A 25,257-nucleotide genomic window follows, 5' to 3' on the forward strand; every position below is an offset into this window, starting at 1 on the left:
GTCCTCCTGTTAAGATGTTTGTTTTTCTCCTAAAAACTTGTTAACAAAGTACTGTTGTCCCTTACCTGTCACTTTTGGTGTCTTACTAATCGATGTATGTCCATCCGAATGACTTATGGTAGTTTCTTTAATTTCGAATAGTTCACGTTCCATTGAATACTGTGTCGGCATGTTATAATCTACGCCTTTGCGTTTGATTAGATAGCCATTTTGTCGTAACCATTCGAATAGCCTGCGTTGTCCTATATTTACGCCGTTTTGTTTGATAATCTTCGCTAACTCTCCTACTAAAATCGACGTCTTTGTTGTAGCTACTGCGTCTGCAAATACAATTTTGGGTTTGTTACGTTCAATTTGTGATTCAAGTTGTAGGATTGTGTTATTCGCTATCTTCAATGCACGTTGCATAACCATTTCCGGACTGTTCCACGCTTTTTCGACTTGGATGAAATATTGTCTCGCGCGTTTGCCAGGTTCGCTGCGCTGAATCATTGCGATTTCTTTTGCAGTGTCTAGCGTTAGTGCGTGGTCTAAGTAATTAGTTGCATTGCCTTGAGCTGTTACTCTTTTTTGAGTAATAGCTGTATAGTCCGAATTTTCCTCGAATCCATAATTAATCATTCTTTCGAACCAGTCGTTATAACGTGTTTTTACTTCTAGCGCCTTGTGCAACTCACGACCACTGATTGCAATTTCTCCATTTTCTTTTTCTTTAATGTTGAACATCTTTCCAATGTCCGTTTTAGGTTGTAACCCTTGCATACGTTAATACTCCTTTCGCACTTGTTTAAAATCTTCAATAGTTAACTTGCTCAAGCGGTTCTTGTATAGATGTAAATAAAACTCTTTTATAGCTTTGTAAGTTTTCGCCGCCTGACTATATTCAACCTCGCTTAAGTCCGAATTGAGCGTTACCCCGAATATAGATAATGTAAGTTTTCTTATCAGGTCATGTACGTCACAAGGGTATGATTTGTAATGTTCGTAACACCCCAAGCCATGTTGGTACTTATTTAAAGATATAGAATGACTTACATTCGGGCTTTTACCTTTAAAGAAATGTTCAGTGAAATCAAACTCCTTATTAATTTCTTCGAAATCAACAGCCTTAATTTTGACGTTGTTAAAAATCGAATTTGAATTTATCGGCTTCTTGCCGTCTAGCCTTTTACTAACTTCACGCTCTACAATTTCAATAAGTTCTTGTTTGGTTAATGTTATTTGTTCCATAATCTTCCTCCTTTTAAGTTGTTTGTGTTTCTTTTGTCCTCTTTTTCACAACAACTTTACTTTAAGTGAAGTGGGTTTTAAATTTTTTTGCTGACTCTTAATAAGTCAGCGTTAATGCCGTAGATGTAAGCTAAAGCATAAACTACCATACTTTTAGGTATCACATTACCTTTCTCCCACGCAATGTACTGCGCCCTAGAAACTCCTAATTTATCAGCTATTTGCTCTTGTGTGTAATCAAATTCATTACGTGCTCCTTTCAGAGAAAATGCCTCAATTGTATCTGTCATTTTGCCACCTCCTTGTAAGGTATGTACCTAATTTACTACACTAAAAGTAAAGTGTCAACACATAAAGTAAATTTTTTTGTGAAATCACTTTACTTTTTGTAAACTAAATAATATAATTTAAGCAACACTTAAATAAGAAGAGAGGCAACAAAATGGCTAAACAAATTCTTTCGAAGAATTTAAAAAATCTTTTAGAACGTAAAGGTAAAACGCAAACAGACATGGCAAAAGATTTAGATTTAAAAGAATCTACTGTAAGTAGTTGGATGAACGCAGCTAAATATCCTAGAAGAGATAAAATCGAATTACTTGCTGACTATTTTGGAGTTATGCCCTCTGACATAACTGATGACAAAAGTGTTCAACAAGAAACAATTGCAGCCCACGCAAATAAAGATGAATTTACACCTGAAGAATGGGAAGAAATAGAAAAATTTATGCAATGGGTTCGTGACAGAAAAAAATAGAACATCAAGGGGTTGGGGATTTTATGGGGAAGTATGAAGAACTTCTTATGAAAAGTGAATGTGAAGTTGTTGAAACAAATCGTTTACCTAAAGGCATTGACGGTTGGTATCAGAACGGTGACATATTTATCAAAACAAGTTTGCCAGAGAAAATTAAACACCAAGTTTTACATGAAGAAATTGCACATCACAAACTTACATGCGGCAATATAGTTGACCTCTCTCAATTTAATAATAGGAAATTCGAAAACTACGCAAGAAGACATTCTTATGAAACTTCAATGCCTTTAGAGGAAATAATTGAAGCTTTTAAGAACGGTATACATAATTTGTATGAGCTTGCTAATTTTTTTGAGGTTACAGAATGTCATGTACTAGATTGTATCGAGCATTACAAAAAGAAATATGGGTTAAAAACTTTATGCGGTAATTACATGATTCAGTTTGAGCCGTTAAGAGTTTTTGAAATAAAGACAATTAAATAAGGAGATGTGTAAAATGAAAAGAATTATTTTTACAGTGTTTTTAAGTTTATTGGTATTATCCGCATGTGGTCATGACGAAAACAAGAAAGACAATAAAAAGAATGAAGTGAAGCAAGAACAGAAAGACAAAAAGAAAGATAAGAAAGAAAAACAAACCGATTCTTCCGCTTCCGAAGAAAGCGCACCAACAACAAATGACAATCAACAATCGAACACTAGCAATTCAAACAACACTCAAACTACCAAGCAACAAAATCATAATGGAAATACACAAGCAATACAACAAAATAAAGTACAACAACCGCGAGACCCTAACGAACCAACGTACCAAGAATATTTGAATGCCAAACAATTAACTGAAAATGTGCAAAAAGACCCTCAAAAATATCAAGGTATGGGCGGCGGTCCAGGAATGGGATTATCTTATCCCGGTCAATCATACGAAAGTTATAAGAAAGGTGTAGCTGAAATTAGAAGTCAAAACGAATCACTACAACCATAATATTCAGGGTAGGTAAACTACCCTTATTATTTTTTACTTTTTTTGAGGAGGCTATAAACAATGGTGGTAAGAAAACGGGGCGATACCTACCAATACGACTTTAGATTGAATGGCAAGCGTTACCGTAAAGGCGGTTTCGAAACTAAAAGATTGGCTCGTATGGCGGAATCTGAATTAATGATTGACATTGAAGATGGAATGTATAACAACGATTCAATCACGCTTGCCGAATATTTTAAAAATTATGTAGATGTTTATAACGAATCGCATCATAGCAAGTCAACCATCGCTAATATGGCAGCACGTTTAAAATCTGTAGAAAAGCACACAATCGGACATATACCGTTAAAGAATATAACTAGATTACAATACCAAAATTTCATCAATGATTATGGCAAAAACCATGTACAAGATTCAACACGTAAAATGCACAGGGCAATAAAAAACTGCGTACAAGACGCTATATTCGAGGGAATAGTTAAGCGTGATTTCACACACAACGTTGCACCTAAAAGCAATAAGGCGTCTAAAGAAGAAAAAGAAAAGTATTTTGAAGTGTATGAATATAAAAAGTTGAAAGAATTAGCAAAAGAGAAGAACTTACGTTCATACATGGTTTTATTTTTGATGATATGCACAGGTGCAAGAGTTAGTGGCGTTTTAAATTTAAAATATAGTTTTATAGACAAAACGAACTGCACATTGTTTATAAATGAGAAGAAGACAGATACATCACCGAGGTACGTTGAAATCGGGCGTGATGATATGCAACACTTAGTCAATTATTTAAATAGCACCCCTATCGATATGAGCGGTTATGTATTTGCGGAATGTGGCACAGTGATTTCTAACGCAGCAATAAATAAAACGTTAGGCAAACTATGCGATAAATTAAACACTACTAAGCGAACATCTCATTCTTTAAGACATACACATTGTTCATTTTTATTATCTCAAGGAATTTCTATTTATTACATCTCAAAAAGATTAGGTCATAAAAATATCGATACAACATTAAAGTATTATTCACATTTACTAGAAGAACAATACGAATCAGAATCAAAATTAGCGGTTAATGCACTTAATAATTTGTGACCAAAAATGTGACCATTTATTTTTAATTTAAGCATTTTTTACAGTATTAGAGAAATCCCCGAAAACTCCTCAAACCCCGTAAAATCAACGTTTATAGAACTTTCGACAACATTTCAAATTATTTAAAATGAGTTAAATAATCCCCTCGAGAGGAATCGAACCTCTATTGTAAGAACCGGAATCTTAAGTGTTATCCATTACACTACGAGGGGTTAATAAAATTTTAAATTGGCAGATCTTTTAGAAAAGACTTAAAATCAAATTAGTGTCTAAACAAGCTTTATTTTTGACCATTTTTGACTTTTAAGTTAAAATAAATTCAAAGTTATTAATAGGAGGAAAGAGTTATGAATTTAATTCCTACAGTTATTGAAACAACAAACCGCGGTGAACGCGCATATGATATTTACTCTCGTTTATTAAAAGACCGTATTATCATGTTAGGTTCTGCAATTGATGACAATGTTGCAAACTCAATTGTATCACAACTTTTATTCTTACAAGCACAAGATGCAGAAAAAGATATTTATCTTTATATTAATTCTCCAGGAGGCAGTGTTACTGCTGGATTTGCAATTTACGACACAATCCAACATATTAAGCCTGACGTTCAAACAATTTGTATTGGTATGGCGGCATCAATGGGCTCATTCTTATTAGCAGCTGGCGCTAAAGGAAAACGTTATGCGCTTCCAAATGCAGAAGTAATGATTCATCAACCACTTGGTGGCGCTCAAGGTCAAGCGACTGAAATCGAAATTGCCGCAAATCATATTTTAAAAACACGTGCTAAATTAAATAAAATCTTATCAGAACGTACAGGTCAACCTATCGAGAAAATTGAAAAAGATACGGACCGTGATAACTTCTTAACTGCTGATGAAGCTAAAGATTACGGTTTAATTGACGAAGTAATGCAGCCTGAATAAAATAACAGAAGCGAGCGCGCCTTTTATGGTGGCTCGCTTTTATATTTCGAATGGCTCGCCATTTCTTATTTTATCTGCCATTTCATTCAATTTGCGTAAACGGTGATTAATACCAGATTTAGAAATTGTACCTGTACTGACCATTTCTCCCAACTCTTTTAGAGAAACGTCTTGGTGTTCTATTCGTAACTTTGCCACTTCTCTTAAGCGATCTGGCAAGTTATCTAGACCTATTTCTTGCGCTATCAATTGAATGTTTTCGACTTGTTTCATCGCAGCACTTACTGTTTTGTTTAAATTGGCAGTTTCACAATTCACAAGTCGATTCACTGAATTCCTCATGTCTCTTACGATTCGAACATCTTCGAATTTTAAAAGGGCTTGATAGCCTCCGATTAAACTTAGAAACTCCGCAATACGTTCTGCTTCTTTAATATATGTAATCCAGCCCTTTTTCCGCTCTAGTTTTTTCGCATTCAATGCATATTGGTTCATTAAAGCAGTTAAACCTTCAGAATGACCTTCATACAAGGAAAAGATTTCTAAATGGTATGAGGATGTTTCTGGATTATTCACAGAACCTCCTGCTAAAAAGGCGCCGCGTAAGTAACTACGTTTCATCTCGTCATCTTTCACCATCTCTTCATCAATATCATGGTTAAACATACCATTTTTTAAAATACCGAGTTCATCTAAAATCTCTTTTGTTTTCATTTTAATGCGACAGATATAAATGTTATTTTTCTTTAACTTCATTTTTTTACGCACTAAAATCTCTACTTCTACATGGAAGACCATTTTAATTAAAGAGTAAATTCGACGAGCAGTTGTTGCGTTTTCGGTTTGAATGTTAATAACAAATTGTTGATTTGAAAAATTCAAAGCTCCATTCATTCGAATCAATGCACTGAGCTCTGCTTTCGCACTGTTAGCATCGGCCTCTATTCGGGTTAGTTCATTTTTCATTTCAGATGCAAAGCTCATGTCTATCGATTCCTTTCTTTAGCATTGATACATTCGCGTCTATTTGTTTTATGTATTCTATTTTATCATGATTTTGATAACGTTAGAACACGCTTATGACACTCTATAATCAATGGCATCCCCTTTATTATATTGTCCATGATTAGGAACGCTTCATACGCTTTAGATTAAACTGAATCGTACCAATTTCTTCAAGTGCAATATCGTATATCATATCCGCTAAAACTTCATTACAATGACGTACATGGTGATTTTCTGAGATTTGCGCCAAATTTTCCCCAGTCACTAACTTTATGCCACTTTTATGAAGCTCGTTCTTATCATAATAAACAGGGCATGCCCCTTTTTCTTTATATTTGTTCAAAATTTCTTTTGAAAACGTAATTTCATTTGCGATAACAAAATCGATGACTTTATGTCCCAATTGTTGATGAATTGCATCTATATGATCAAGTACAGAATAACCGTCTGTTTCACCTGGTTGCGTCATAATATTAGAAACGTATAACTTTTTAGCTTTACTCTCTACAATCGCATTAGCAATACCTTCAACACACAAATTTGAAATAACGCTCGTATATAAAGAGCCCGGACCAAGGACGATTAAGTCAGCCTCTAGTAAAGCCTCTACCGCTTCATCCATCGGTTCTGCATTGGCCGGTTCAAGGAAAACACGTTTAATTTTTTTATGTTTGCTCGGAATGTTAGATTCCCCTGCGACGATTTCCCCGTCTTCCATTTCAGCATTTAAAGAGACACTGGATATGGTCGAAGGAATCACGCGCCCTTTGATATTGAGTATTCTGCTTAACTCTTTAACCGCATGACCGAAATCATCTGTAATATTCGTCATTGCCGCAATTAAAAGATTTCCAAGTGAATGTCCACTTATTTTATCTTCTTCAAAACGGTATTGAAATAATTGTTCCAATGTAGGCTCAACATCACTTAATGCGGCCAAGACATTGCGTACGTCACCAGGGGCCGGAATATCCATTTCATGCCGTATTTTCCCTGTGCTTCCGCCATCGTCAGCGACTGTTACGATACATGTAATGTCTATTGGAAACTTTTTCAAACCTCTCGCAAGCACAGATAGGCCTGTGCCACCACCAATTAATACAAGTTTAATTTGCTTCATGCTTATCGCCACTTTCAAAATGTGCATCTCTATGATGCACATAAATATCATAGTCAAAGTGCTGCTTAAGATCTTCAGATAAACGTTGCGCTAAAGCAACAGAACGATGCTGTCCACCTGTACATCCAATCGCAATAACAAGTTGTGATTTCCCTTCTTTTTTATACCCCGGAATCATAAACAATAATAAATCTAATAATTTTTCATAGAATATGTTTGTTTCTTTCCACTTCATTACGTAATTATAGACTTCTTCATTCATTCCGGTTAATGGACGTAACGATTTAACATAATATGGATTAGGTAAAAAACGGACGTCAAACACTAAATCCGCATCTATTTGTATACCACGTTTAAAACCAAAGCTTTGGACATTAATTATAAATGTAGGATGATTTGATTTATTAAAATATTCATACACACGTGTACGTAATTCTTTCGGTGATAAATTCGTAGTATCCACGTTGTAGTTAGCCATACTACGAATATCTGAAAGTAAATTGCGTTCTTCGCTAATCGCTTCAACTAAAGTCAAATTATTTTGGTCTTGTAATGGATGTCTGCGTCTCGTCTCTTTATATCTTGATATTAATTTTTCTGTTGTCGCATCGACAAAAAGCACATCTGTAATGACATTTTTTCGACTTAAGACATCATCAATTTCCTTCACAAGATATTTAAAGAACTCACGTCCACGTAAATCGATACCAATTGCTACTTTTTGAAGTGTAGGATTCCCTTGTTCCATAAGTTCAATAAATTTAGGCAGTAGTATAGGAGGTAAATTATCCACGCAAAAGTAGCCTAAATCCTCTAAACTTTGAATGACGACTGACTTTCCTGCTCCTGATAAACCTGTGATAACTAACAGTTCACTTTTGACTATTTCATTTTTATCTTCTTGTTGCATACTATCCACCATCCAATCATATTCTACTTAAGTGTACATGAAATCCGACTCTAGTAGTAGGGGCTAGGTAAAAAAAGAGCGAACCAGTGATCAAATCATGTTCATTTGATTGACTGCTTCGCTTTCATAATATAATGCTTTATGTCATATGCACTAAAATGGATTCATTTTAAGCTTCTGCTTTATCTTTAAGTGCTTCAATATATTCTTGGACACTTTGTGCCGCAATACTACCGTCACTTGTTGCTGTCACAATTTGACGCAATCCTTTTTCTCGTACATCTCCAGCAACATAAATACCTTTGACCGCTGTACTCATATCTGGATTTGCAACAACGTACCCTGCTTCATTTGTAATACCTAAATTTTCAAAAGGCTGTGTTAAAGGTTTCATACCAATGTAAATGAATAAGCCATCTGCTTCTACCGTTTGCTCCGTTCCATCTTCAGTAGAGACAAGTGTAAGCGAACCTACTTTCCCATCTTTTTCATTCACTGATTTTAACGTATGATTCCAAATAAAATCGATTTTTTCATTTTTAAAAGCACGATCTTGAAGGATTTTTTGTGCGCGTAACTTGTCACGACGGTGAACAATTGTTACTTTATCCGCAAATTTTGTTAAAAACGTCCCTTCTTCAACTGCAGAGTCGCCTCCACCAATGACGTAAACATTTTTATTTTTAAAGAACGCACCATCACATACCGCACAATAACTTACGCCTCGACCGCCAAGTTCTGATTCACCTGGGACGCCAATCTTTTTGTATTCTGCACCTGTCGCAATGATAACTGCTGTCGCTTCAACTTGGTTCGATCCTAAATCAATGACTTTATAGTCACCTTTATCTTCAATTCCTTTAATATCCCCATATTTATATTCTGCGCCAAATTTCTTTGCATGTTCAAACATTTTACTTGATAAATCCGGTCCAGAAATCATTTCAAAACCAGGGAAATTTTCAACTTCTTCTGTATTTGCCATTTGTCCACCTGGCATGCCGCGTTCAATCATAACTGTATCTAAATTCGCGCGTGAGGCATAAACTGATGCTGTCATCCCTGCTGGCCCAGCCCCGATAATTGCAACATCATATCTTTTTTGTTCTGACATGGATGAATCCTCCTCTATTCTTTATCATACGCATTTTACAACATTTGAATTGGAAATATGAAGTTAAATGCTCAACACATCTTGTAATGCTTTTTCCAACATTTCCTCTGAAGTGTCGAACATCGTACTAAGTTCGGATTTTAATAATGATTGGTCCGTCGTTTTAAAATACAAATAACTCACTGCAGCGGCATATGCATTCACATTTTCGGTATCAATTTCTGTTTCTAAAAGCGATTCTGCATAATTAATCCAACTTAAAAATAGCGCCGATTCATCTTTCATTATGGATTGCTCATATAATTGTGCCATTCCTTTATGAATGAAATGTAGTTTACGCAATTGTAAGTCCTGAAGTAAATAGGAAAGATATAATTTTTCATAATCTCCCAATCCTTCTAAAATAGACCACACGGCTTTCGTCATTAACACTTCTTTGCCATTAAGTTGATGTAGTAAAAACAAACCATAAATGCGTTGATGTGTATCTTCACTCGTTAATAACGGTTCAATGTGCTGGCTAAAAAAGTTTTCGCTTGATGCCATTACCCATGGTGGAATCCCAGGATTCGCTTTGGAAAAGTTTTCAAGCAACGCCCAAAAGTGTTCACTTTGTGCTTTATTACCAAGGTAATAAAAATTAAAAGATAACGCGTGGAACAGTTGAAACGTTTGAAAGCTACCTTTTCGATGCAAAGGTAATAGTAATTGTTGCGAAGCTTCGTATTGTTTTAAATAACTTAATACGATACCTAGTTTAAAAGATTGATCATCATTTATAGGTACAATTTTATTCAATACATTCACGTAATGTGCGTATTGCTTTATATCATTCATATTGTATAACAGTAATGTATAATGACATAGCGCATGTACATCAGAAGCGTCCTCTTCAAGCAAGGCTTCAAACATTTCTTTAGCCGCTTGATTTTCATTTAAGTAAAGGTAACACATTGCTAAAAGATTTCTAACAATCTTATGTTTCTGAACATGTGATTCTTGTTGCAATATAAACTCACGCGCTTCAAGCAAACGCCCTTGCCCAAATAAATATTGAAAAATGATTTGTGTAACAAACAATTCACTTTCAAACTCTAATTGTTGCTCTCCCATATACGTCACTTCAAACATGCTTTCTAACTCTTCACGATATGCCTCATCTCCAGATAAAAATGCATAACGTAAGCCGAATAAATACGCTTTGTTCGCTTCATTAATGTCGATATTGAGTTGACTTAACTCATAAAAACACGCTTCAAGTTCATACCCTTTACTAATCGCCTCATAATACAGTAATTCCGCCTTCCTAGGTTGACGTAATTTCAAATAACATGTGGCGAGTTGTTGCTTTGCTTCAAAATCATCAGGTGACAATTCCAACACTTTGTCTAGATATTTTTTAGCTTTTACGTAATCTTGATGTTTGATTTTTTGGTTGGCTAAGCGTTGATATAACGCTACATCCGTTCCAAGTTGAATCACTTTATTATGTTGTGTCATCATTGTCACCTCCCATTCATAACAATTTAAACTAAACCAAATTTCTTTCCATTACAAATATATGCTTAAACCAAAAGTATACATTAAGCCCTAAGAGAACAAAATGTCGACATACGTCTCTATAAGTTCATATCCATACACTTTTTGTTCCGCTCAATTCGCACACCCTTCACCTTACTATCTTAGCATTTTAACGTTTCTTATTATTTTTAATTCCCTTTTGGCGACTTGGCCATGGTAACACATTAACGTCTTTGTATTTCGGTGGTACCACTTTTAGACGTCTCCATAATAACATTACAACACCCAAAACAATAAGGACGATAGACATCAATTGGGCAACTTTAATCGTTTCAGTTAACATTAAACTATCAGTACGTAAACCTTCGACAAAAAAGCGTCCAATGGAATACCAAATTAAATATAAGAAAAATGTTTCTCCAATTCTTAAATTTTTTCTTAAACTTATCAACACAACAAACCCAATAATGTTCCAAACCGATTCGTATAAAAACGTCGGATGGTAATACTGTCCGTCTATATACATATTATCGATAATAAACTTCGGTAAATGTAGGTTTTCTAAAAACGAGCGCGATACAGGTCCGCCATGTGCTTCATGGTTCATAAAATTGCCCCAACGTCCGATAGCTTGTGCCAAAATAATACTTGGCGCAACAATATCCCCTAATTGAAATGGATTCCAATTTTGTCGGTGACAGTAATAAATCCCCATCAAAAATGCACCGATAAGTCCACCGTGAATTGCTATTCCTCCTAACCAAATCATCGGAATTTCAATAGGATGTAGTAAATAGTAATCGAGATGGAACAATACAAAATATAAACGCGCAGATAAAATAGCAACAACGACACAAATTAAAATCGTATTAATTAAATTTTCCTCTTTAAAACCAATCTTTTGTGCACTTTTTTGGGCAATCCAATATCCAATAAGGATGGCCGATGCAATGATAATACCATACCAGCGTACTTGAATAGGCCCAAGCGAAAATGCGATAGGATCAATATAACCTAGCACTACTAAACCTCTCCTTTATGTTGACTGTTTTTTAAAATTTCTGCATTAAGACGTTCGTTAAATTCTTCGGCGGTATTGATGCCCATCACATTCAAACGATAGTTCATAGCGGCAACTTCTATAATAACGGCTACGTTACGACCTGGACGTACAGGAATCGTCTTTTTCGTAATTTCTGTGTCTAGAATTCGTAATGTTTCTTCATTCAACCCTACGCGGTCATAGAGTTTATCTTGACGCCATGTTTCTAAATTAATATTTAGACGAATGCGCTTTTGCGTCAAAATTGAACCCGCGCCAAATAATGTCATGATATTTATAATGCCTAAGCCTCTAATTTCTAACAAATGTTCAATGATTTTGGGGGGTTTTCCGATAAGTTGATTTTTATTAATTTCTTTAATCTCCACGTTATCATCCGCAACTAGCCGGTGACCTCTTTTCACTAGTTCTAAAGCAGTTTCACTTTTACCAATACCAGAATCTCCTGTAATCAGTACGCCTACACCATATACGTCTACTAACACACCATGTAACGAAGTTGAGTTCGCAAGTTCGTGTTCTAAAAATGTTGTAAACCTTCCCATAACGCGTGTCGTTGCCTCATCAATATACATTAACGGCGTATCCGTGGCTTCTGAAGCTTGAATCAATTCTTCTGGTGCTTCAAGACCTCTCGTAATGATAATCGCTGGTGTTTCTGGCCGACATAATTTACGTAGACGACCTTCTCGCTCGTCAACAGGCAATAAATTGTAAAATGACAATTCTGTAGTTCCAAGTAATTGAATACGATTCGAAGCATAATGGGAAAAGTAGCCCGCCATTTCTAAACCTGGTCGTGAAATATCTGTATTATGTATCGGGCGGTTTAAACCTTTTTCGCCAGCAATGACGTCCAAATTAAAGTTGTCCACTAAATCTTTTGTCGTTAACATACATTCACCTCAATTTAACACTCTCATCTATAATAATTAATTATAGTATACATGAACAGGGTGAGCCTATAAAAATAAATCTATTTGATTTATTTTTATCGCTCACCCCGTCACATTTTATTTGTTGTATTTATTTAATTTTTCGCTTACATTTTTTAACACTTTTTCAATTTGCTCAAAAGTTTGAGTAGGTACTTCATGATTCGTCTTACGCAATTCTGACGTTTTTTCTGTCGCATTTCTGATTGATGCAGAAATTTGCTTCATCGTATTACTTACAAAATCTTCCACCGATGACTCCGACTGTGATTGTTTTTCTGATGTTGATTGATGATTTGATTTTTCATCCTCTTGTTTAGATGAAAAACTCTGAGTATTTGAATGTTGCTTATGCTCATCGGCTTCATTCGATACATGGTTCATTCCATCTAATAATAGTACAGCTGATTCAACAGAAATTTTATGTGCTTCTAACAACTCTAATACTTTGATTTGTGCTTCTGTCATTGTTTATCCCTCCATACGTGCTTTGTCACGTGCTAACACTTGTTTTAAATATTTTCCGGTATACGAAGTCTCTGTGGCAGCGATTTCCTCCGGCGTTCCCGTTGCTAAAATCGTACCTCCGCCTTCGCCGCCTTCAGGCCCTAAGTCAATTAAATGATCCGCCGTTTTAATGACATCTAAATTATGCTCTATAATCACAACGGTGTCACCATTGTCTACAATTTTATTTAATACTTTAAGCAAGCGGCTAATATCATCTACATGAAGTCCGGTAGTAGGTTCATCTAAAATGTAAATCGAACGGCCTGTCGAACGTTTGTGCAACTCTGAAGCAAGCTTCACACGTTGTGCTTCTCCACCAGAAAGTGTTGTCGCGGGTTGACCTAGCGTAATGTAACCAAGCCCCACATCAACAAGCGTTTGAAGCTTACGCTTAATTTTAGGGATATTTCCAAAAAATAGCGTAGCATCCTCTACCGTCATTGCTAAAACATCCGCTATATTTTTACCTTTGTACGTGACTTCTAATGTCTCACGATTATAGCGTTTGCCGTCGCATACTTCACATGGGACATAGACATCAGGCAGGAAGTGCATCTCAATTTTAATAATGCCATCTCCTTTACATGCTTCACATCGTCCGCCTTTAACATTGAAACTAAAGCGTCCTTTTTGGTAACCGCGTACTTTAGCTTCATTTGTAGAGGCAAATACGTCACGAATATCATCGAATACGCCAGTATACGTTGCTGGGTTTGATCTTGGTGTTCTCCCAATTGGTGATTGGTCAATGTCGATAATTTTATCGAGCTCATCCACACCTTTAATTTCATCATGGTCTCCTGGCTTCACTTTAGATTTGTTAATCTTTTTGGCTAGTGATTTATAGAGCACTTCATTTACAAGTGAACTTTTACCTGACCCGGATACACCTGTGACTACATTCATTACCGACAATGGAAATGTAACGTCAACATTTTTTAAATTATTACTACGCGCGCCTTTAATTTCAATTTTACGCGCTGTCGTTTCACGACGGACCTCTGGAACGGCAATATATTTCTTACCGCTTAAGTATTGACCTGTCAGAGAATTTTTATTGCGCATCACTTGCTTTGGTGTACCGCTCGCAACAACTTCTCCACCATGGTCCCCTGCACCAGGGCCAATGTCGACAAGGTAATCCGCTTCCATCATTGTATCTTCATCATGTTCAACAACAATAAGCGTATTCCCTAAATCACGCATATTTTTTAATGTATCAATTAATCGGTCGTTATCACGTTGATGCAAACCAATTGAAGGTTCATCTAATACATACAACACGCCAGAAAGTCTTGAGCCTATTTGTGTCGCAAGGCGAATACGTTGTGCTTCTCCTCCCGATAAAGTTCCTGATGCACGATTTAATGTAAGATAACCTAAACCAACATTGTTTAAAAATTCAAGTCGTGCAATAATTTCTTTTAAAATCAAGCGCGCAATTTGTTCGTCTTGATTGGATAACTGAATCGTTTGATAATACGTTAAGGCTTCAGAAATAGATTGCGCAACAACTTGACCAATATTTTTCTCTCCTACATAAATTGAAAGTGCTGCTTCACTCAAACGCTGACCATGACACGTTTCACAAACTTGCTCTGCCATATATTTCTGCATCATCTCTCTGACGTATTCAGAAGGAGAGTCATGGTAACGGCGTTCAATGTTCGGAACAACACCTTCAAAAACCATCGTTCTTGTCCGCGCTTGACCAAACTTTGATTTGAAAGTAAAAGTAATTTCTTTATCTCCTGAACCATATAAAATGATGTTTTTTTGACGCTCTGTCAACTTTTTGTACGGCTTATCCATATTGATTTTATAAACTTCGCATACACGTTTTAAAAGCGTTGGATAATAATCTGAACTTGTAGGCTCCCATGGCAAAATCGCACCTTCATTCAAACTTTTTTCCTTATCTGGAACGACCAAATCCAAATCTACAGTCAGCTTCTGCCCTAAACCATCACAAGTCGGACAAGCACCGAACGGACTGTTAAAACTAAACATACGTGGTTCGAGGTCTCCTATTGAAAAACCACAAATTGGACACGCATGTTTTTCGGAAAACTCTAAAGCTTCTCCGCCGATGACATCAACAACTAAACGACCATTCGCAAGCTCTAACACAGTCTCAATAGAGTCAGCCAACCGCGATTCAATTCCAGGCTTAACGACAAGACGGTCTACAACGATTTCAATAGTGTGATTTTTATTTTTATCTAACTCTGGCACTGCCGTAATATCCATAATCTCTCCATCTACACGGACACGCACATATCCTTTTTTACTAACATCATTAAGCAATTTTTCATGCGTGCCTTTGCGATGGTTCACAACAGGCGCAAGTAATTGAATTTTCGTACGTTCTTCCAATTGCATTATATGGTCTGCCATTTGTTGTACGGTTTGTGATTGAATTTCAATCCCGTGGTTAGGACAATACGGCTTTCCGATGCGAGCGTATAATAATCGAATATAATCATAAATCTCAGTTACCGTCGCCACCGTGGAACGCGGATTTTTACTCGTTGTTTTTTGATCGATGGAAATCGCTGGAGAAAGACCTTCGATTGTATCAACGTCAGGTTTATCCATTTGCCCTAAAAATTGTCTAGCGTAGGCACTCAACGATTCTACGTAGCGGCGTTGACCTTCTGCATAAATTGTGTCAAAAGCAAGTGATGACTTACCAGAACCAGACAACCCTGTCATGACAATTAATTTATGCTTCGGCAATTCGATATCTATATTTTTTAAATTATGGGCACTCGCCCCTTTTACAACGATTGACGGTTCTTTCATCTCATTCACCCTTCTGCTTTTAATTCAAATAATAAATCTCTTAATTCTGTCGCTTTTTCAAAGTCTAATGCTTTTGCTGCTTCTTTCATTTCTTTTTCTATATTTTGAATTGTTTTTTGTCGTTCTTTCTTAGTTAACTTTTTAGGTACTTCTTTGCGATTATCTTTATTGGTCTCATCCGTTTCAACTGTTGCACTAATAACATCGTGAATTTTCTTGTTGATTGTTTTTGGTGTAATCCCATGTTCTTTATTGTAAGTCATCTGGATACTGCGACGGCGCTCAGTTTCATCAATAGCATATTGCATAGAATCTGTGACTTTGTCTGCATACATGATCACTTCACCTTTATCATTACGCGCTGCACGACCAATTGTTTGGATAAGAGAGCGTTCTGAGCGTAAAAACCCTTCTTTATCTGCGTCTAAAATTACAACTAATGAAACTTCCGGAATATCAATTCCCTCTCTTAATAAGTTAATACCAATAAGGACATCGAAGGTTCCCATTCTTAAGTCCCGAATGATTTCGATACGCTCTAAAGTTTTAATTTCTGAATGAAGATAATTTACTTTTACCCCAGCTTCTTTAAGATAAGTCGTTAAATCTTCACTCATTTTTTTCGTTAATGTCGTAATAAGTACGCGCTCATTATTCTCAACGCGTTCATGAATTTCTGATAATAAATCATCAATTTGGTTTCGAGTCGGGCGCACTTCGATTTTAGGATCTAATAAGCCGGTTGGTCTAATAATTTGTTCTACCATCTCATCTGTGTGCTCTAATTCGTATGGACCTGGTGTGGCAGAAACGTAAACCAATTGGCGTGCCTTTGATTCGAACTCTTCAAATTTAAGTGGTCGGTTATCTAAAGCGCTTGGTAAACGAAAGCCGTGTTCTACCAATACATTTTTACGCGCTTGGTCACCATTATACATTCCTCTAATTTGTGGTAACGTAACGTGGGATTCATCAATCATAATAAGCCAGTCATCGCCAAAATAATCTAACAATGTATATGGCGTCGAACCTAATGGGCGTAATGTAAGGTGTACAGAATAGTTTTCAATTCCTGAACAAAAGCCCATCTCACGCATCATTTCCAAGTCGTAATTCGTTCTCTGTTCTAAACGTTGTGCTTCTAACAATTTATTTTCACTACGCAACTTTTCAAGTTGTTCCTCTAATTCCTTTTCAATACGCTGAATCGCTATTTTCATTTTTTCTTCACGCGTAACGAAGTGAGAGGCCGGGAATAAAGCAAAATGCTCACGCTCACGTAAAACTTCTCCTGTAAGGTAGTTAATTTCACTTATACGGTCAATTTCATCTCCAAAAAACTCTACGCGAATGCATAATTCGTCTTTAGAAGCCGGGAATATTTCCACTACATCGCCTCTAACACGAAAAGTACCACGCTTAAAATCTATATCATTACGCGTGTATTGAACATCTACAAGCTTTCTTAAAAGATCGCTACGATCCATTTCCATACCTACGCGGATGCTTACAACTAAGTCTTTATACTCCTCTGGATTACCTAAACCATAAATACAACTTACACTTGCAATGATAATGACATCATCGCGCTCAAATAATGCACTTGTCGCTGAGTGACGTAGCTGATCAATTTCATCATTAATCGACGCATCTTTCTCAATAAAAGTGTCTGTTGAGGGCACATAAGCCTCTGGTTGATAGTAATCATAATAACTCACAAAATACTCTACTCTATTTTCAGGAAAAAATTCCTTAAACTCACTATAAAGTTGCCCTGCTAGTGTTTTGTTATGCGCAATAATTAATGTTGGCTTGCCTACTTCTTTAATTACATTACTCATCGTAAACGTTTTACCTGTACCTGTTGCACCAAGTAACGTTTGATGACGCTTCCCTTCATTTATGCCTTTAACAAGCGCTGCAATCGCTTTAGGTTGGTCACCTTGAGGATCAAATGCTGAAGCAATTTTAAAATCGTGATGCTCCATCCGTGTTCGCCCCTTTCACAGCAATAATAAACTTATTTTATCAAAAAAACACTCCGAATTCCAAACATCTGTTCGGGAATGTCATTATTAAGAATGATGCATATTCTTTTACGCATTCACTATAACAAACATTTAAAAGAAGGATAAGATTCCTGTATACAGAAATCTTATCCTTCTAAATCTTGTCTTTGATGAATATGCAATTGATCTACAATAATATAACCAGCAAGTAATGACACTACATCTAAAAAAATAATCCATTCATTATGAAAGAAACCTTTATAAATCGATGCTCCAATTAAAATAAGTGTGATGATTGTGCCCACCCATTTATTTCGAGTTATCGCACTAAATATCACTACGAGAACACATGGAAAGAATGCTGCCAATATATACCAAATCATCGTATCACACTTTCTTGTTATTAAGTATTTGCATCGTTGTTTCTCTCAATTCTGTACGTGGAATGAATTTCTCAGTTAGCATCTCTGGAATAATATTTTCTATAAAGTCTTGGACAGAATACAAGTGATCAAACTGCATAATCGTTTCTAAGCTCATTTCATAAATTTCAAAAAATAGCGGCTCTGGGTTACGCTTTTGGATTTCTCCAAATGTTTCGTAAAGGAGGTCAATTTTATCGGCAACAGCTAAAATTTGGCCTTCTAATGAATCATCTTTACCTTCTTGAAGGCGCTGTCGATAAATGGCTCTATACTTTTCTGGTATTTCCTCGGTAATAAATGTATCCACCATTTCTTCTTCAACTTGTGAAAATAATTTTTTCAATTCACCACTTGCGTATTTAACCGGCGTCTTTATGTCACCGGTAAAAACTTCCGCAAAATCATGATTTAGCGCCTTTTCATATAAGCTTTTCCAATCCACTTCTTTTCCATGATATTCTTCGACAGTGCCTAAATATTGAGCAATTTTCGTCACCTTAAAAGAGTGCGCGGCTACGTTATGTTCGAAATATTTAAACTTTCCTGGCAAACGAATTAATTTTTCTAAATCAGATAGTCTTTTAAAATATTGATGTACGCCCATTACCAGACCTCCTATAACGTTATTTAACCGTGCTATTTCGTCTCCGAATGCAGTTTATTAGTTTGATGATAATATAACACAAAATGAAGGATTCTATCACTATTTATATTAATAAGCGTAAATAGTCATTTTCAATGAATATAGGTATACTGTTGAAAATTTTCAATGACTCTTTGACTTACAACATAAGGCGCAATCCAATTCATTTCAGAAACAAGAATATGCGTAGGCTTCACTGCTTCAACTAGTGCTACATGGCCATACATGCCTTCTTCAGAGACAAGCACTGCTCCCACTTCAGGCATGGCATTAACTCGAAATCCTTCCCTTTCGGCAGCTGTTCGCCAATTTTTTGCGTCTCCCCAACCGTTGTTGATTGGCTTCCCGATATCATAGCGTCTTTGAAAAGCGTAAGCTGTACATTGACCACTCGTATAAAGATTAGGTAAGGGGTGAAGTTGAGATGAAGGCATTATCAACGGTGTGTATGGTGATAGGGCTTCTCTTGGTTGCATCCTTTTTTGCGTATGATTATTTTCGGAATGGAATGAAAGGTTAATTTGATTTTTCGAGGTATGTGATGAGGCTTTTGGGGGACGCATTGTGTGAGGTTTCTTTAATTCATTTGCGTTATGACTAATAGCATCAGGCATTTCATTCGGTTGAAACATACGTGGTTTAAAAGTAAGTGCTACACCTTTAGGAGATAATGCAATCCATTGCTTAGGCGTGACATATTTAATATGAGGATTATATTGTTGAAATTTTGAGTAAGGCAAGGAGTAACGCTTTAAAATGTGCGCTAATGTTTCGCCGTTTTGAACGACGTGTATATGTTGATTAGGTATACGTATGTTTTTTGGATATCGTGTCTCTAGTGTTTTCGATGGATTTAAGTCTTCAAGTTCACGGGTTGTCGTTCCTGTTTTTTGAGCAATTTCTCGAAGGGTCATTTTAGCACTTATTTCAATATTTTGCGTCAATAATGTCGTAAAAGTTACAAGTGAAGCTAAAAAATAATAGTTCATTAAATCAAAAACACTCCTATCCAGTAATGTTAATATTAAAAAACTTGGAGTAAACGGATGATTGTCCCTACTCCAAGTTCAAAAAACATCTATTATTTCAACTGATTGCGTAAATAAGCGTCTATAAACGGTCCAATTTCCCCGTCCATCACCGCGTTAACATTACCTGTCTCTTCATTCGTGCGATGATCTTTAACCATCGAATAAGGATGGAAAACGTATGACCTGATTTGACTGCCCCATCCAATTTCTTTTTGTTCTCCACGAATTTCTGCAAGCTCACGTTCTTTTTGTTCAATTTCAAGTTGGTATAACTTTGCTTTCAACATTTTCATAGCGGCTTCACGGTTTTTTATTTGTGAGCGCTCATTTTGGTTGTTAACGACAATGCCTGTAGGATGGTGGGTGATTCGTATCGCCGATTCCGTTTTATTGATATGTTGTCCCCCTGCGCCAGAAGCTCGAAATGTATCGACAGTGATATCATCTGGATTAATATCAATTTCTATTTTTTCATTGTTGAATTCAGGAATCACATCACAAGAAGCAAAAGAGGTGTGACGGCGTCCTGAAGAATCAAATGGCGAAATCCTTACTAATCGGTGCACACCTTTTTCCGCTTTCAAATAACCGTAAGCATTATGACCTTTAACAATCATTGTAACGCTTTTAACACCTGCTTCATCGCCTGCTTGATAGTCTACGATCTCCACCTTAAAACCTTGTTGCTCACAAAAGCGCTGATACATCCGCAACAACATATTCGTCCAGTCTTGGGACTCAGTACCCCCTGCACCTGGGTGAAGCTCCATGATAGCATTGTTTGCGTCATGCTCACCATCAAGAAGCAGTTGCAGTTCAAAACGCTCTATTTTCTTGTCGTAATCTTGGACAAGCGTTTCAAGTTCATTCTTCATATCTGCATCATAATCTTCTTGCAATAATTCACATGTCGCATACATCTCTTCGATGTCATCATGGATTTCATAATACGTGCTTACAACTGATTTCAACGCATTATTTTGGTCTATAATTTCTTGTGCGCGCGCTTGGTCATCCCAAAATGTAGGTTCACCCATCATCTCTTCAAACTCTTGGATATCAGTCTCTTTCTTTTCTAAGTCAAAGAGACCCCCTGAGTTGTTCTAGTTTAGTTTCAAAGTGTTCAATATTACGCTTGATTTCAGATAATTCCATATCGGCGCTCCTCGTCCTTTACATTTTATTTACCACAACAGTTTTTATATTTTTTACCACTGCCACAAGGACATGGTTCATTTCTGCCAATTTCTTGATCTTTAACAATCGGTTTTGGCTTTACTTTTTCTTTACCGTCATTGGCTGAAAGATGTTGACCTTCATATTCTTTCGTTTTTTCACGTTGTACATCATCTTCTACAGTTACTACTGACTTAAGGATGTACTTACTTACGTCTTCTTCGATACCTTGCATCATAATATCGAATAGTTCATGTCCCTCATTTTGATAATCACGAAGCGGGTTCTGTTGACCATATGAACGTAAATGAATCCCTTGTCTTAATTGATCCATCGTATCGATGTGAGAAGTCCATCTTTCGTCAATAGAACGTAATAAAATCATTCTTTCAAATTCTGGCATGCGCTCACCAAGCGCTTCTTTTTGACGATGGTATGCTTTTTCGACCTTTACCCAAAGCACATCAAAAATATCTTCGCGATCTTTGCCATTAATTTCAGATTCTTTTAACTCTCCCTCATGTAAAAAGACGTCTTCTACATAATGAATGAGTGGTGCATAATCTGGTGTTTCATCATCTTCATTAACGTGATACTGAATCGTACGTTGCAATGTAGATTTCAACATCTCAATAACAAGTTCTGAGCTGCTTTCTTCATCGATAATACGGTTACGCTCTTCATACATGATTTCACGTTGTTTACGTAATACTTCGTCATATTCAAGTATACGTTTACGCGCATCAAAGTTATTCCCTTCAACACGTTTTTGAGCGGATTCGACCGCACGTGAAACCATTTTAGATTCGATTGGTGTTGAATCATCCATACCAAGACGGTTCATCATAGCTTGCATACGTTCTGAACCAAAACGTACCATCAAGTCATCTTGTAACGACAAGTAAAAACGGCTATCTCCTCGGTCACCTTGACGACCTGAACGCCCACGCAACTGGTCATCAATACGACGAGATTCATGTCTTTCTGTACCTATAACAGCCAAACCGCCTAGTTCTTCTACACCTTCACCTAGTTTAATGTCTGTACCACGGCCTGCCATGTTCGTCGCAATGGTTACTGCACCACGTTGTCCTGCATCAGCAACAATTTCTGCTTCACGTTCATGATTTTTCGCGTTAAGCACACTGTGGCGAATACCGCGTTTTTTCAACAAGTTAGAGATGTATTCACTCGTTTCAACTGCGACAGTACCTAAAAGTACTGGTTGTCCATTACGATGTTTTTCAATTACTTTTTCAACAACAGCATCAAACTTTCCTTTTTGGCTTACATAAATAAGGTCAGAATGGTCTATACGTTGGACTGGGCGGTTCGTAGGAATCTGTGTTACTGTCATGTTATAAATATTTCTAAATTCTTCTTCTTCCGTTTTAGCCGTCCCTGTCATACCTGCTAGTTTGTTGTACATTCTGAAATAGTTTTGGAATGTAATCGATGCCATCGTTTTAGATTCATTTTGAATTTTTACAGATTCTTTTGCTTCAATTGCTTGGTGTAAACCTTCTGAGAAACGGCGTCCAGGCATCGTACGCCCTGTAAATTGATCGACAATTAAAATTTCTCCATTTGACACCATATAGTCAATATCACGTGCCATTGTATAATGTGCACGTAATGCAAGGTTGATGTGGTGAATAATGTCCACATGTCTTACATCATATAAATTATCGATTTTGAACATGCGTTCCGCTTTATCAATACCTTGTTCAGTAAGTTGAATCGCTTTGGTTTGAACATCATAATTATAATCATCTTCAGATTTTAGCATTTTAGCAAAAACATTAGCTTGCGTATATAATGACGTCGATTTTTCCGCTTCACCTGAAATGATTAAAGGTGTACGGGCTTCATCGATTAAAATAGAGTCAACCTCATCGATGATTGCAAAGTTCAATTTGCGCATAACGCGATCTTCTTTATAATTCACCATATTGTCTCTTAAATAATCGAAGCCGAGTTCATTGTTTGTACTATATGTGATGTCTTGCGCATAGGCTTCACGTTTTTCGTGTGTCTGTAAACTATTGGTATTTAATCCAACAGAAAGACCTAAAAATTCATAAAGATGGGCCATTTCTTCACTTTGTGATGAAGCAAGGTATTCATTGACTGTAATTACGTGTACGCCGCGCCCTGTTAATGCATTTAAATATGTTGGCATTGTCGCTGTTAATGTTTTCCCTTCACCGGTTCTCATTTCAGCAATATCACCTTTATGAATAGCGATACCACCCATAATTTGAACTCTATACGGGATCATATCAAAAACACGTTTTGATGCTTCTCTTACCAATGCAAAAGCTTCGGGAAGAATGTTATCTAGCATGTTGTCTTGTTTTTTTCTATCTTCAATGCCTTGTAATTGTTCTTGAAAAGCACGTGTTTTATGTTTTATTTCTTCATCAGTTAAAATTGCCATATCTTCTTCTAAGGCAATAACTTTATCTGCAAGTTTTCCAAGGCGTTTTACTTCTCGGTTATTACCTTCAACTAGTTTCGTTAAAAAACCCATTTATTTCGCTCCTTTAGCAATAAACTGTTCCGCTTACAACATCACATCATACCATTTTTAGGTATAAATTTATACTCATATACTTATATCTTATGAAAATACTAAATAAGTTGACGTATTTCGTTCAAAATCTTTCGTTTTTCTACGTGATAAGTGCATATTTTATATTTAAAATGATATGACAAGATACATTCGCATTAAAGAAAGAGCCTATAAGCATGCGATAGGCTCTTCTGAGAATAACATTTATACAATTCAAATCATTTAATCTAATGCTTCTGTTTCAATTAAACCGTATTTTCCATCTTTACGACGGTAAACGATGCTTGTACCTTCTGTTTCTCTGTCATGAAACACAAAGAAATCATGTCCTAATAAATTCATTTGAAGCACTGCTTCTTCTGAATCCATAGGCTTTAATCCAAATGTTTTAGAACGAATAATTTCAATATCTGATTCATTTGAATCATTTTCGATTTCAGGCGTCGTTGCTTCTGCATCTACAAAAATATCGTGTTCATTTCCTCTATCACGATTTTTTCGATTCACACGTGTTTTATATTTACGAACTTGACGTTCTAATTTGCTCGTAATTAAATCAATGCCTGCATATAAATCATCATGACGCTCTTCAGCTCTTAAAGTAACATTTTTCAAAGGAATTGTTACTTCAATTTTTGTACTTGAGTTTTGGTAAGTTTTTACTTTCACATGTGCTGTCGCTTTCGGCACGTTAGTGAAGTATCTTTCTAGTTTACCAATCTTGTCCTCAATGTAATTTCGAATTGCATCAGTAATTGTGAGGTTGTCTCCATGAATTTCAAAGTTAATCATAGCGCTCTCTCCTTTCAACCTCTGTTAGAATATATTTCTTACTTATATTTTACCATGTTTATACTAACGTGCAAACGTTAACATACTCAATTTTCTGACTTTTTGTTGAGATAGCTTAACCGCTACGTTATGGGCAGTTCTACCCGTTGTGTAAATATCATCTACAAGTAAAAATACGTTTATTTTCGAGACAGATATCACTTCTTATTGCTATCCCATTCTCCAAATCTAACCTTTCTTTTAAATTCAACGTGAATTGTTTAGGCCTACGATGCATCGTGAGACAATTTTCAAATGGAACACGTGCTACTTGTAATACGTGTTGTACAGGATTGAAAGTTCTAGCGAGATCGTTATCTTCAACAGAAGGAATCGGAATAATCATATCAAAGTCCCATACTTTAACATTCAATTGTTGCCCAATGAGCTTGGCAAGTGCCACATCTCCATGAAATTTATATTGTTGGAATATACTTTTATATAAACCTTCATAGTGGTAACAAGCGCGTATCGTATCAAAGCGATATGGGTAAGCGTAGTTTTTACAATTGATACAATTGGAATCATTCAAAGCCCCCAAACAATAGTCACACCTGCCTTTAGCCTCGAAACGACATTGTTTTAA

25 protein-coding genes and 1 tRNA gene are annotated in these 25,257 nt (G+C 36.3%); 5 read left to right on the top strand and 21 right to left on the bottom strand.

All coding sequences use genetic code 11. The features are described 5' to 3' along the window. Positions 1–9: 9 nt before the first annotated feature. From LN051_RS09150 to LN051_RS09160, 3 genes are all read right to left on the bottom strand, one after another. The gene (locus tag LN051_RS09150; RefSeq protein WP_229292228.1) at positions 10–762 is read right to left on the bottom strand and encodes a phage antirepressor KilAC domain-containing protein; all 753 of its coding nucleotides are present in this window, start codon (positions 760–762) and stop codon (positions 10–12) included. A gap of 3 nt (positions 763–765) precedes the next feature. Beyond that, a complete protein-coding gene (locus LN051_RS09155) occupies positions 766–1,230 on the bottom strand; it encodes a hypothetical protein (RefSeq protein ID WP_229292229.1) in 465 nt (154 codons plus the stop codon). 77 nt (positions 1,231–1,307) lie between these two features. Continuing rightward, entirely contained in the window at positions 1,308–1,520 is a 213-nt protein-coding gene (locus LN051_RS09160; protein WP_229292230.1) for a helix-turn-helix transcriptional regulator, read from the bottom strand. Between the two features lie 152 nt (positions 1,521–1,672). On the opposite strand from LN051_RS09160, the gene LN051_RS09165 reads away from it, so the two are divergent. Genes LN051_RS09165 through LN051_RS09180 form a run of 4 tightly spaced genes read left to right on the top strand, consistent with a single transcriptional unit; the run spans position 1,673 to position 4,069 of the window. Then, entirely contained in the window at positions 1,673–1,987 is a 315-nt protein-coding gene (locus LN051_RS09165) for a helix-turn-helix domain-containing protein (RefSeq protein WP_229292231.1), read from the top strand. Positions 1,988–2,010: 23 nt separating this feature from the next. Continuing rightward, positions 2,011–2,472 carry an ImmA/IrrE family metallo-endopeptidase gene (locus LN051_RS09170; RefSeq protein ID WP_229292232.1) on the top strand — a complete coding sequence of 154 codons (462 nt, stop codon included), beginning with the start codon at positions 2,011–2,013 and terminating at the stop codon, positions 2,470–2,472. A gap of 13 nt (positions 2,473–2,485) precedes the next feature. After that, positions 2,486–2,974 carry a hypothetical protein gene (locus LN051_RS09175; RefSeq protein ID WP_229292233.1) on the top strand — a complete coding sequence of 163 codons (489 nt, stop codon included), beginning with the start codon at positions 2,486–2,488 and terminating at the stop codon, positions 2,972–2,974. Between the two features lie 60 nt (positions 2,975–3,034). After that, positions 3,035–4,069 carry a tyrosine-type recombinase/integrase gene (locus tag LN051_RS09180; RefSeq protein WP_229292234.1) on the top strand — a complete coding sequence of 345 codons (1,035 nt, stop codon included), beginning with the start codon at positions 3,035–3,037 and terminating at the stop codon, positions 4,067–4,069. 140 nt (positions 4,070–4,209) lie between these two features. On the opposite strand, the gene LN051_RS09185 is transcribed toward LN051_RS09180, so the two are convergent. Further along, positions 4,210–4,281 (bottom strand) — tRNA-Arg (locus LN051_RS09185). A 135-nt stretch (positions 4,282–4,416) separates the two neighbouring features. Between LN051_RS09185 and clpP the strand changes: the two genes are divergently transcribed. After that, a complete protein-coding gene (clpP, locus tag LN051_RS09190) occupies positions 4,417–4,998 on the top strand; it encodes an ATP-dependent Clp endopeptidase proteolytic subunit ClpP (protein WP_229292235.1) in 582 nt (193 codons plus the stop codon). A 39-nt stretch (positions 4,999–5,037) separates the two neighbouring features. Here the strand turns inward: clpP and whiA are convergent, their stop codons facing one another. From whiA to LN051_RS09275, 17 genes are all read right to left on the bottom strand, one after another. Next, positions 5,038–5,982: a DNA-binding protein WhiA gene (whiA, locus tag LN051_RS09195; protein WP_229292236.1), complete on the bottom strand. Its 945-nt coding sequence runs from the start codon at positions 5,980–5,982 to the stop codon at positions 5,038–5,040. 142 nt (positions 5,983–6,124) lie between these two features. Continuing rightward, a complete protein-coding gene (locus LN051_RS09200) occupies positions 6,125–7,123 on the bottom strand; it encodes a gluconeogenesis factor YvcK family protein (RefSeq protein WP_229292237.1) in 999 nt (332 codons plus the stop codon). Further along, positions 7,110–8,033, bottom strand: coding sequence for an RNase adapter RapZ (gene rapZ, locus LN051_RS09205; RefSeq protein ID WP_229292238.1), 924 nt, complete (start codon positions 8,031–8,033; stop codon positions 7,110–7,112). Before rapZ ends, LN051_RS09200 begins: the two co-directional genes overlap by 14 nt. 169 nt (positions 8,034–8,202) lie before the next feature. Further along, on the bottom strand, positions 8,203–9,147 hold the full coding sequence (gene trxB / locus LN051_RS09210) for a thioredoxin-disulfide reductase (RefSeq protein ID WP_229292239.1): 945 nt from the start codon (positions 9,145–9,147) through the stop codon (positions 8,203–8,205). A 63-nt stretch (positions 9,148–9,210) separates the two neighbouring features. Further along, positions 9,211–10,650, bottom strand: coding sequence for a tetratricopeptide repeat protein (locus tag LN051_RS09215; protein ID WP_229292240.1), 1,440 nt, complete (start codon positions 10,648–10,650; stop codon positions 9,211–9,213). A gap of 187 nt (positions 10,651–10,837) precedes the next feature. Continuing rightward, on the bottom strand, positions 10,838–11,689 hold the full coding sequence (lgt, locus tag LN051_RS09220; RefSeq protein ID WP_229292241.1) for a prolipoprotein diacylglyceryl transferase: 852 nt from the start codon (positions 11,687–11,689) through the stop codon (positions 10,838–10,840). A 2-nt stretch (positions 11,690–11,691) separates the two neighbouring features. Then, entirely contained in the window at positions 11,692–12,627 is a 936-nt protein-coding gene (hprK, locus tag LN051_RS09225) for an HPr(Ser) kinase/phosphatase (RefSeq protein WP_229292242.1), read from the bottom strand. 117 nt (positions 12,628–12,744) lie between these two features. Beyond that, complete coding sequence (locus LN051_RS09230; RefSeq protein ID WP_229292243.1) at positions 12,745–13,134, bottom strand: hypothetical protein; 390 nt, start codon at positions 13,132–13,134, stop codon at positions 12,745–12,747. A 3-nt stretch (positions 13,135–13,137) separates the two neighbouring features. Continuing rightward, a complete protein-coding gene (gene uvrA / locus LN051_RS09235) occupies positions 13,138–15,981 on the bottom strand; it encodes an excinuclease ABC subunit UvrA (protein WP_229292244.1) in 2,844 nt (947 codons plus the stop codon). 5 nt (positions 15,982–15,986) lie between these two features. Next, complete coding sequence (gene uvrB, locus LN051_RS09240; protein WP_229292245.1) at positions 15,987–17,969, bottom strand: excinuclease ABC subunit UvrB; 1,983 nt, start codon at positions 17,967–17,969, stop codon at positions 15,987–15,989. A gap of 167 nt (positions 17,970–18,136) precedes the next feature. After that, positions 18,137–18,373, bottom strand: a complete 237-nt coding sequence (locus LN051_RS09245) for a CsbA family protein (RefSeq protein ID WP_229292246.1) — start codon at positions 18,371–18,373, stop codon at positions 18,137–18,139. Positions 18,374–18,377: 4 nt separating this feature from the next. Next, positions 18,378–19,019 carry a YfbR-like 5'-deoxynucleotidase gene (locus LN051_RS09250; protein WP_229292247.1) on the bottom strand — a complete coding sequence of 214 codons (642 nt, stop codon included), beginning with the start codon at positions 19,017–19,019 and terminating at the stop codon, positions 18,378–18,380. A gap of 131 nt (positions 19,020–19,150) precedes the next feature. Next, positions 19,151–20,047: a COG3942 and LysM peptidoglycan-binding domain-containing protein gene (locus LN051_RS09255; protein WP_229292248.1), complete on the bottom strand. Its 897-nt coding sequence runs from the start codon at positions 20,045–20,047 to the stop codon at positions 19,151–19,153. Between the two features lie 92 nt (positions 20,048–20,139). Next, positions 20,140–21,244 (bottom strand): peptide chain release factor 2 gene (gene prfB / locus LN051_RS09260; protein ID WP_229292249.1). Its coding sequence is split into 2 segments (ribosomal slippage): positions 20,140–21,171 and positions 21,173–21,244, totalling 1,104 coding nucleotides; the frame shifts between segments, so codons are not numbered across the junction. Between the two features lie 25 nt (positions 21,245–21,269). Further along, positions 21,270–23,798 (bottom strand): preprotein translocase subunit SecA, encoded by a 2,529-nt coding sequence (gene secA / locus LN051_RS09265; RefSeq protein ID WP_229292250.1) that lies wholly within the window; start codon positions 23,796–23,798, stop codon positions 21,270–21,272. Between the two features lie 264 nt (positions 23,799–24,062). Further along, positions 24,063–24,632, bottom strand: coding sequence for a ribosome hibernation-promoting factor, HPF/YfiA family (hpf, locus tag LN051_RS09270; protein WP_229292251.1), 570 nt, complete (start codon positions 24,630–24,632; stop codon positions 24,063–24,065). 157 nt (positions 24,633–24,789) lie between these two features. After that, positions 24,790–25,212, bottom strand: a complete 423-nt coding sequence (locus tag LN051_RS09275; protein ID WP_229292252.1) for a ComF family protein — start codon at positions 25,210–25,212, stop codon at positions 24,790–24,792. Positions 25,213–25,257: the final 45 nt, after the last annotated feature.

Source organism: Staphylococcus ratti (assembly GCF_020883535.1).
GTDB classification, from domain to species: Bacteria; Bacillota; Bacilli; order Staphylococcales; family Staphylococcaceae; genus Staphylococcus; species Staphylococcus ratti.

Coding starts and splice junctions, on each gene's coding strand:
- LN051_RS09150 (WP_229292228.1), bottom strand. CDS start 762: ATGCAAGGGTTACAACCTAAAACGGACATTGGAAAGATGTTCAACATT.
- LN051_RS09155 (WP_229292229.1), bottom strand. CDS start 1,230: ATGGAACAAATAACATTAACCAAACAAGAACTTATTGAAATTGTAGAG.
- LN051_RS09160 (WP_229292230.1), bottom strand. CDS start 1,520: ATGACAGATACAATTGAGGCATTTTCTCTGAAAGGAGCACGTAATGAA.
- LN051_RS09165 (WP_229292231.1), top strand. CDS start 1,673: ATGGCTAAACAAATTCTTTCGAAGAATTTAAAAAATCTTTTAGAACGT.
- LN051_RS09170 (WP_229292232.1), top strand. CDS start 2,011: ATGGGGAAGTATGAAGAACTTCTTATGAAAAGTGAATGTGAAGTTGTT.
- LN051_RS09175 (WP_229292233.1), top strand. CDS start 2,486: ATGAAAAGAATTATTTTTACAGTGTTTTTAAGTTTATTGGTATTATCC.
- LN051_RS09180 (WP_229292234.1), top strand. CDS start 3,035: ATGGTGGTAAGAAAACGGGGCGATACCTACCAATACGACTTTAGATTG.
- clpP (WP_229292235.1), top strand. CDS start 4,417: ATGAATTTAATTCCTACAGTTATTGAAACAACAAACCGCGGTGAACGC.
- whiA (WP_229292236.1), bottom strand. CDS start 5,982: ATGAGCTTTGCATCTGAAATGAAAAATGAACTAACCCGAATAGAGGCC.
- LN051_RS09200 (WP_229292237.1), bottom strand. CDS start 7,123: ATGAAGCAAATTAAACTTGTATTAATTGGTGGTGGCACAGGCCTATCT.
- rapZ (WP_229292238.1), bottom strand. CDS start 8,033: ATGCAACAAGAAGATAAAAATGAAATAGTCAAAAGTGAACTGTTAGTT.
- trxB (WP_229292239.1), bottom strand. CDS start 9,147: ATGTCAGAACAAAAAAGATATGATGTTGCAATTATCGGGGCTGGGCCA.
- LN051_RS09215 (WP_229292240.1), bottom strand. CDS start 10,650: ATGATGACACAACATAATAAAGTGATTCAACTTGGAACGGATGTAGCG.
- hprK (WP_229292242.1), bottom strand. CDS start 12,627: ATGTTAACGACAAAAGATTTAGTGGACAACTTTAATTTGGACGTCATT.
- LN051_RS09230 (WP_229292243.1), bottom strand. CDS start 13,134: ATGACAGAAGCACAAATCAAAGTATTAGAGTTGTTAGAAGCACATAAA.
- uvrA (WP_229292244.1), bottom strand. CDS start 15,981: ATGAAAGAACCGTCAATCGTTGTAAAAGGGGCGAGTGCCCATAATTTA.
- uvrB (WP_229292245.1), bottom strand. CDS start 17,969: ATGGAGCATCACGATTTTAAAATTGCTTCAGCATTTGATCCTCAAGGT.
- LN051_RS09245 (WP_229292246.1), bottom strand. CDS start 18,373: ATGATTTGGTATATATTGGCAGCATTCTTTCCATGTGTTCTCGTAGTG.
- LN051_RS09250 (WP_229292247.1), bottom strand. CDS start 19,019: ATGGGCGTACATCAATATTTTAAAAGACTATCTGATTTAGAAAAATTA.
- LN051_RS09255 (WP_229292248.1), bottom strand. CDS start 20,047: ATGAACTATTATTTTTTAGCTTCACTTGTAACTTTTACGACATTATTG.
- secA (WP_229292250.1), bottom strand. CDS start 23,798: ATGGGTTTTTTAACGAAACTAGTTGAAGGTAATAACCGAGAAGTAAAA.
- hpf (WP_229292251.1), bottom strand. CDS start 24,632: ATGATTAACTTTGAAATTCATGGAGACAACCTCACAATTACTGATGCA.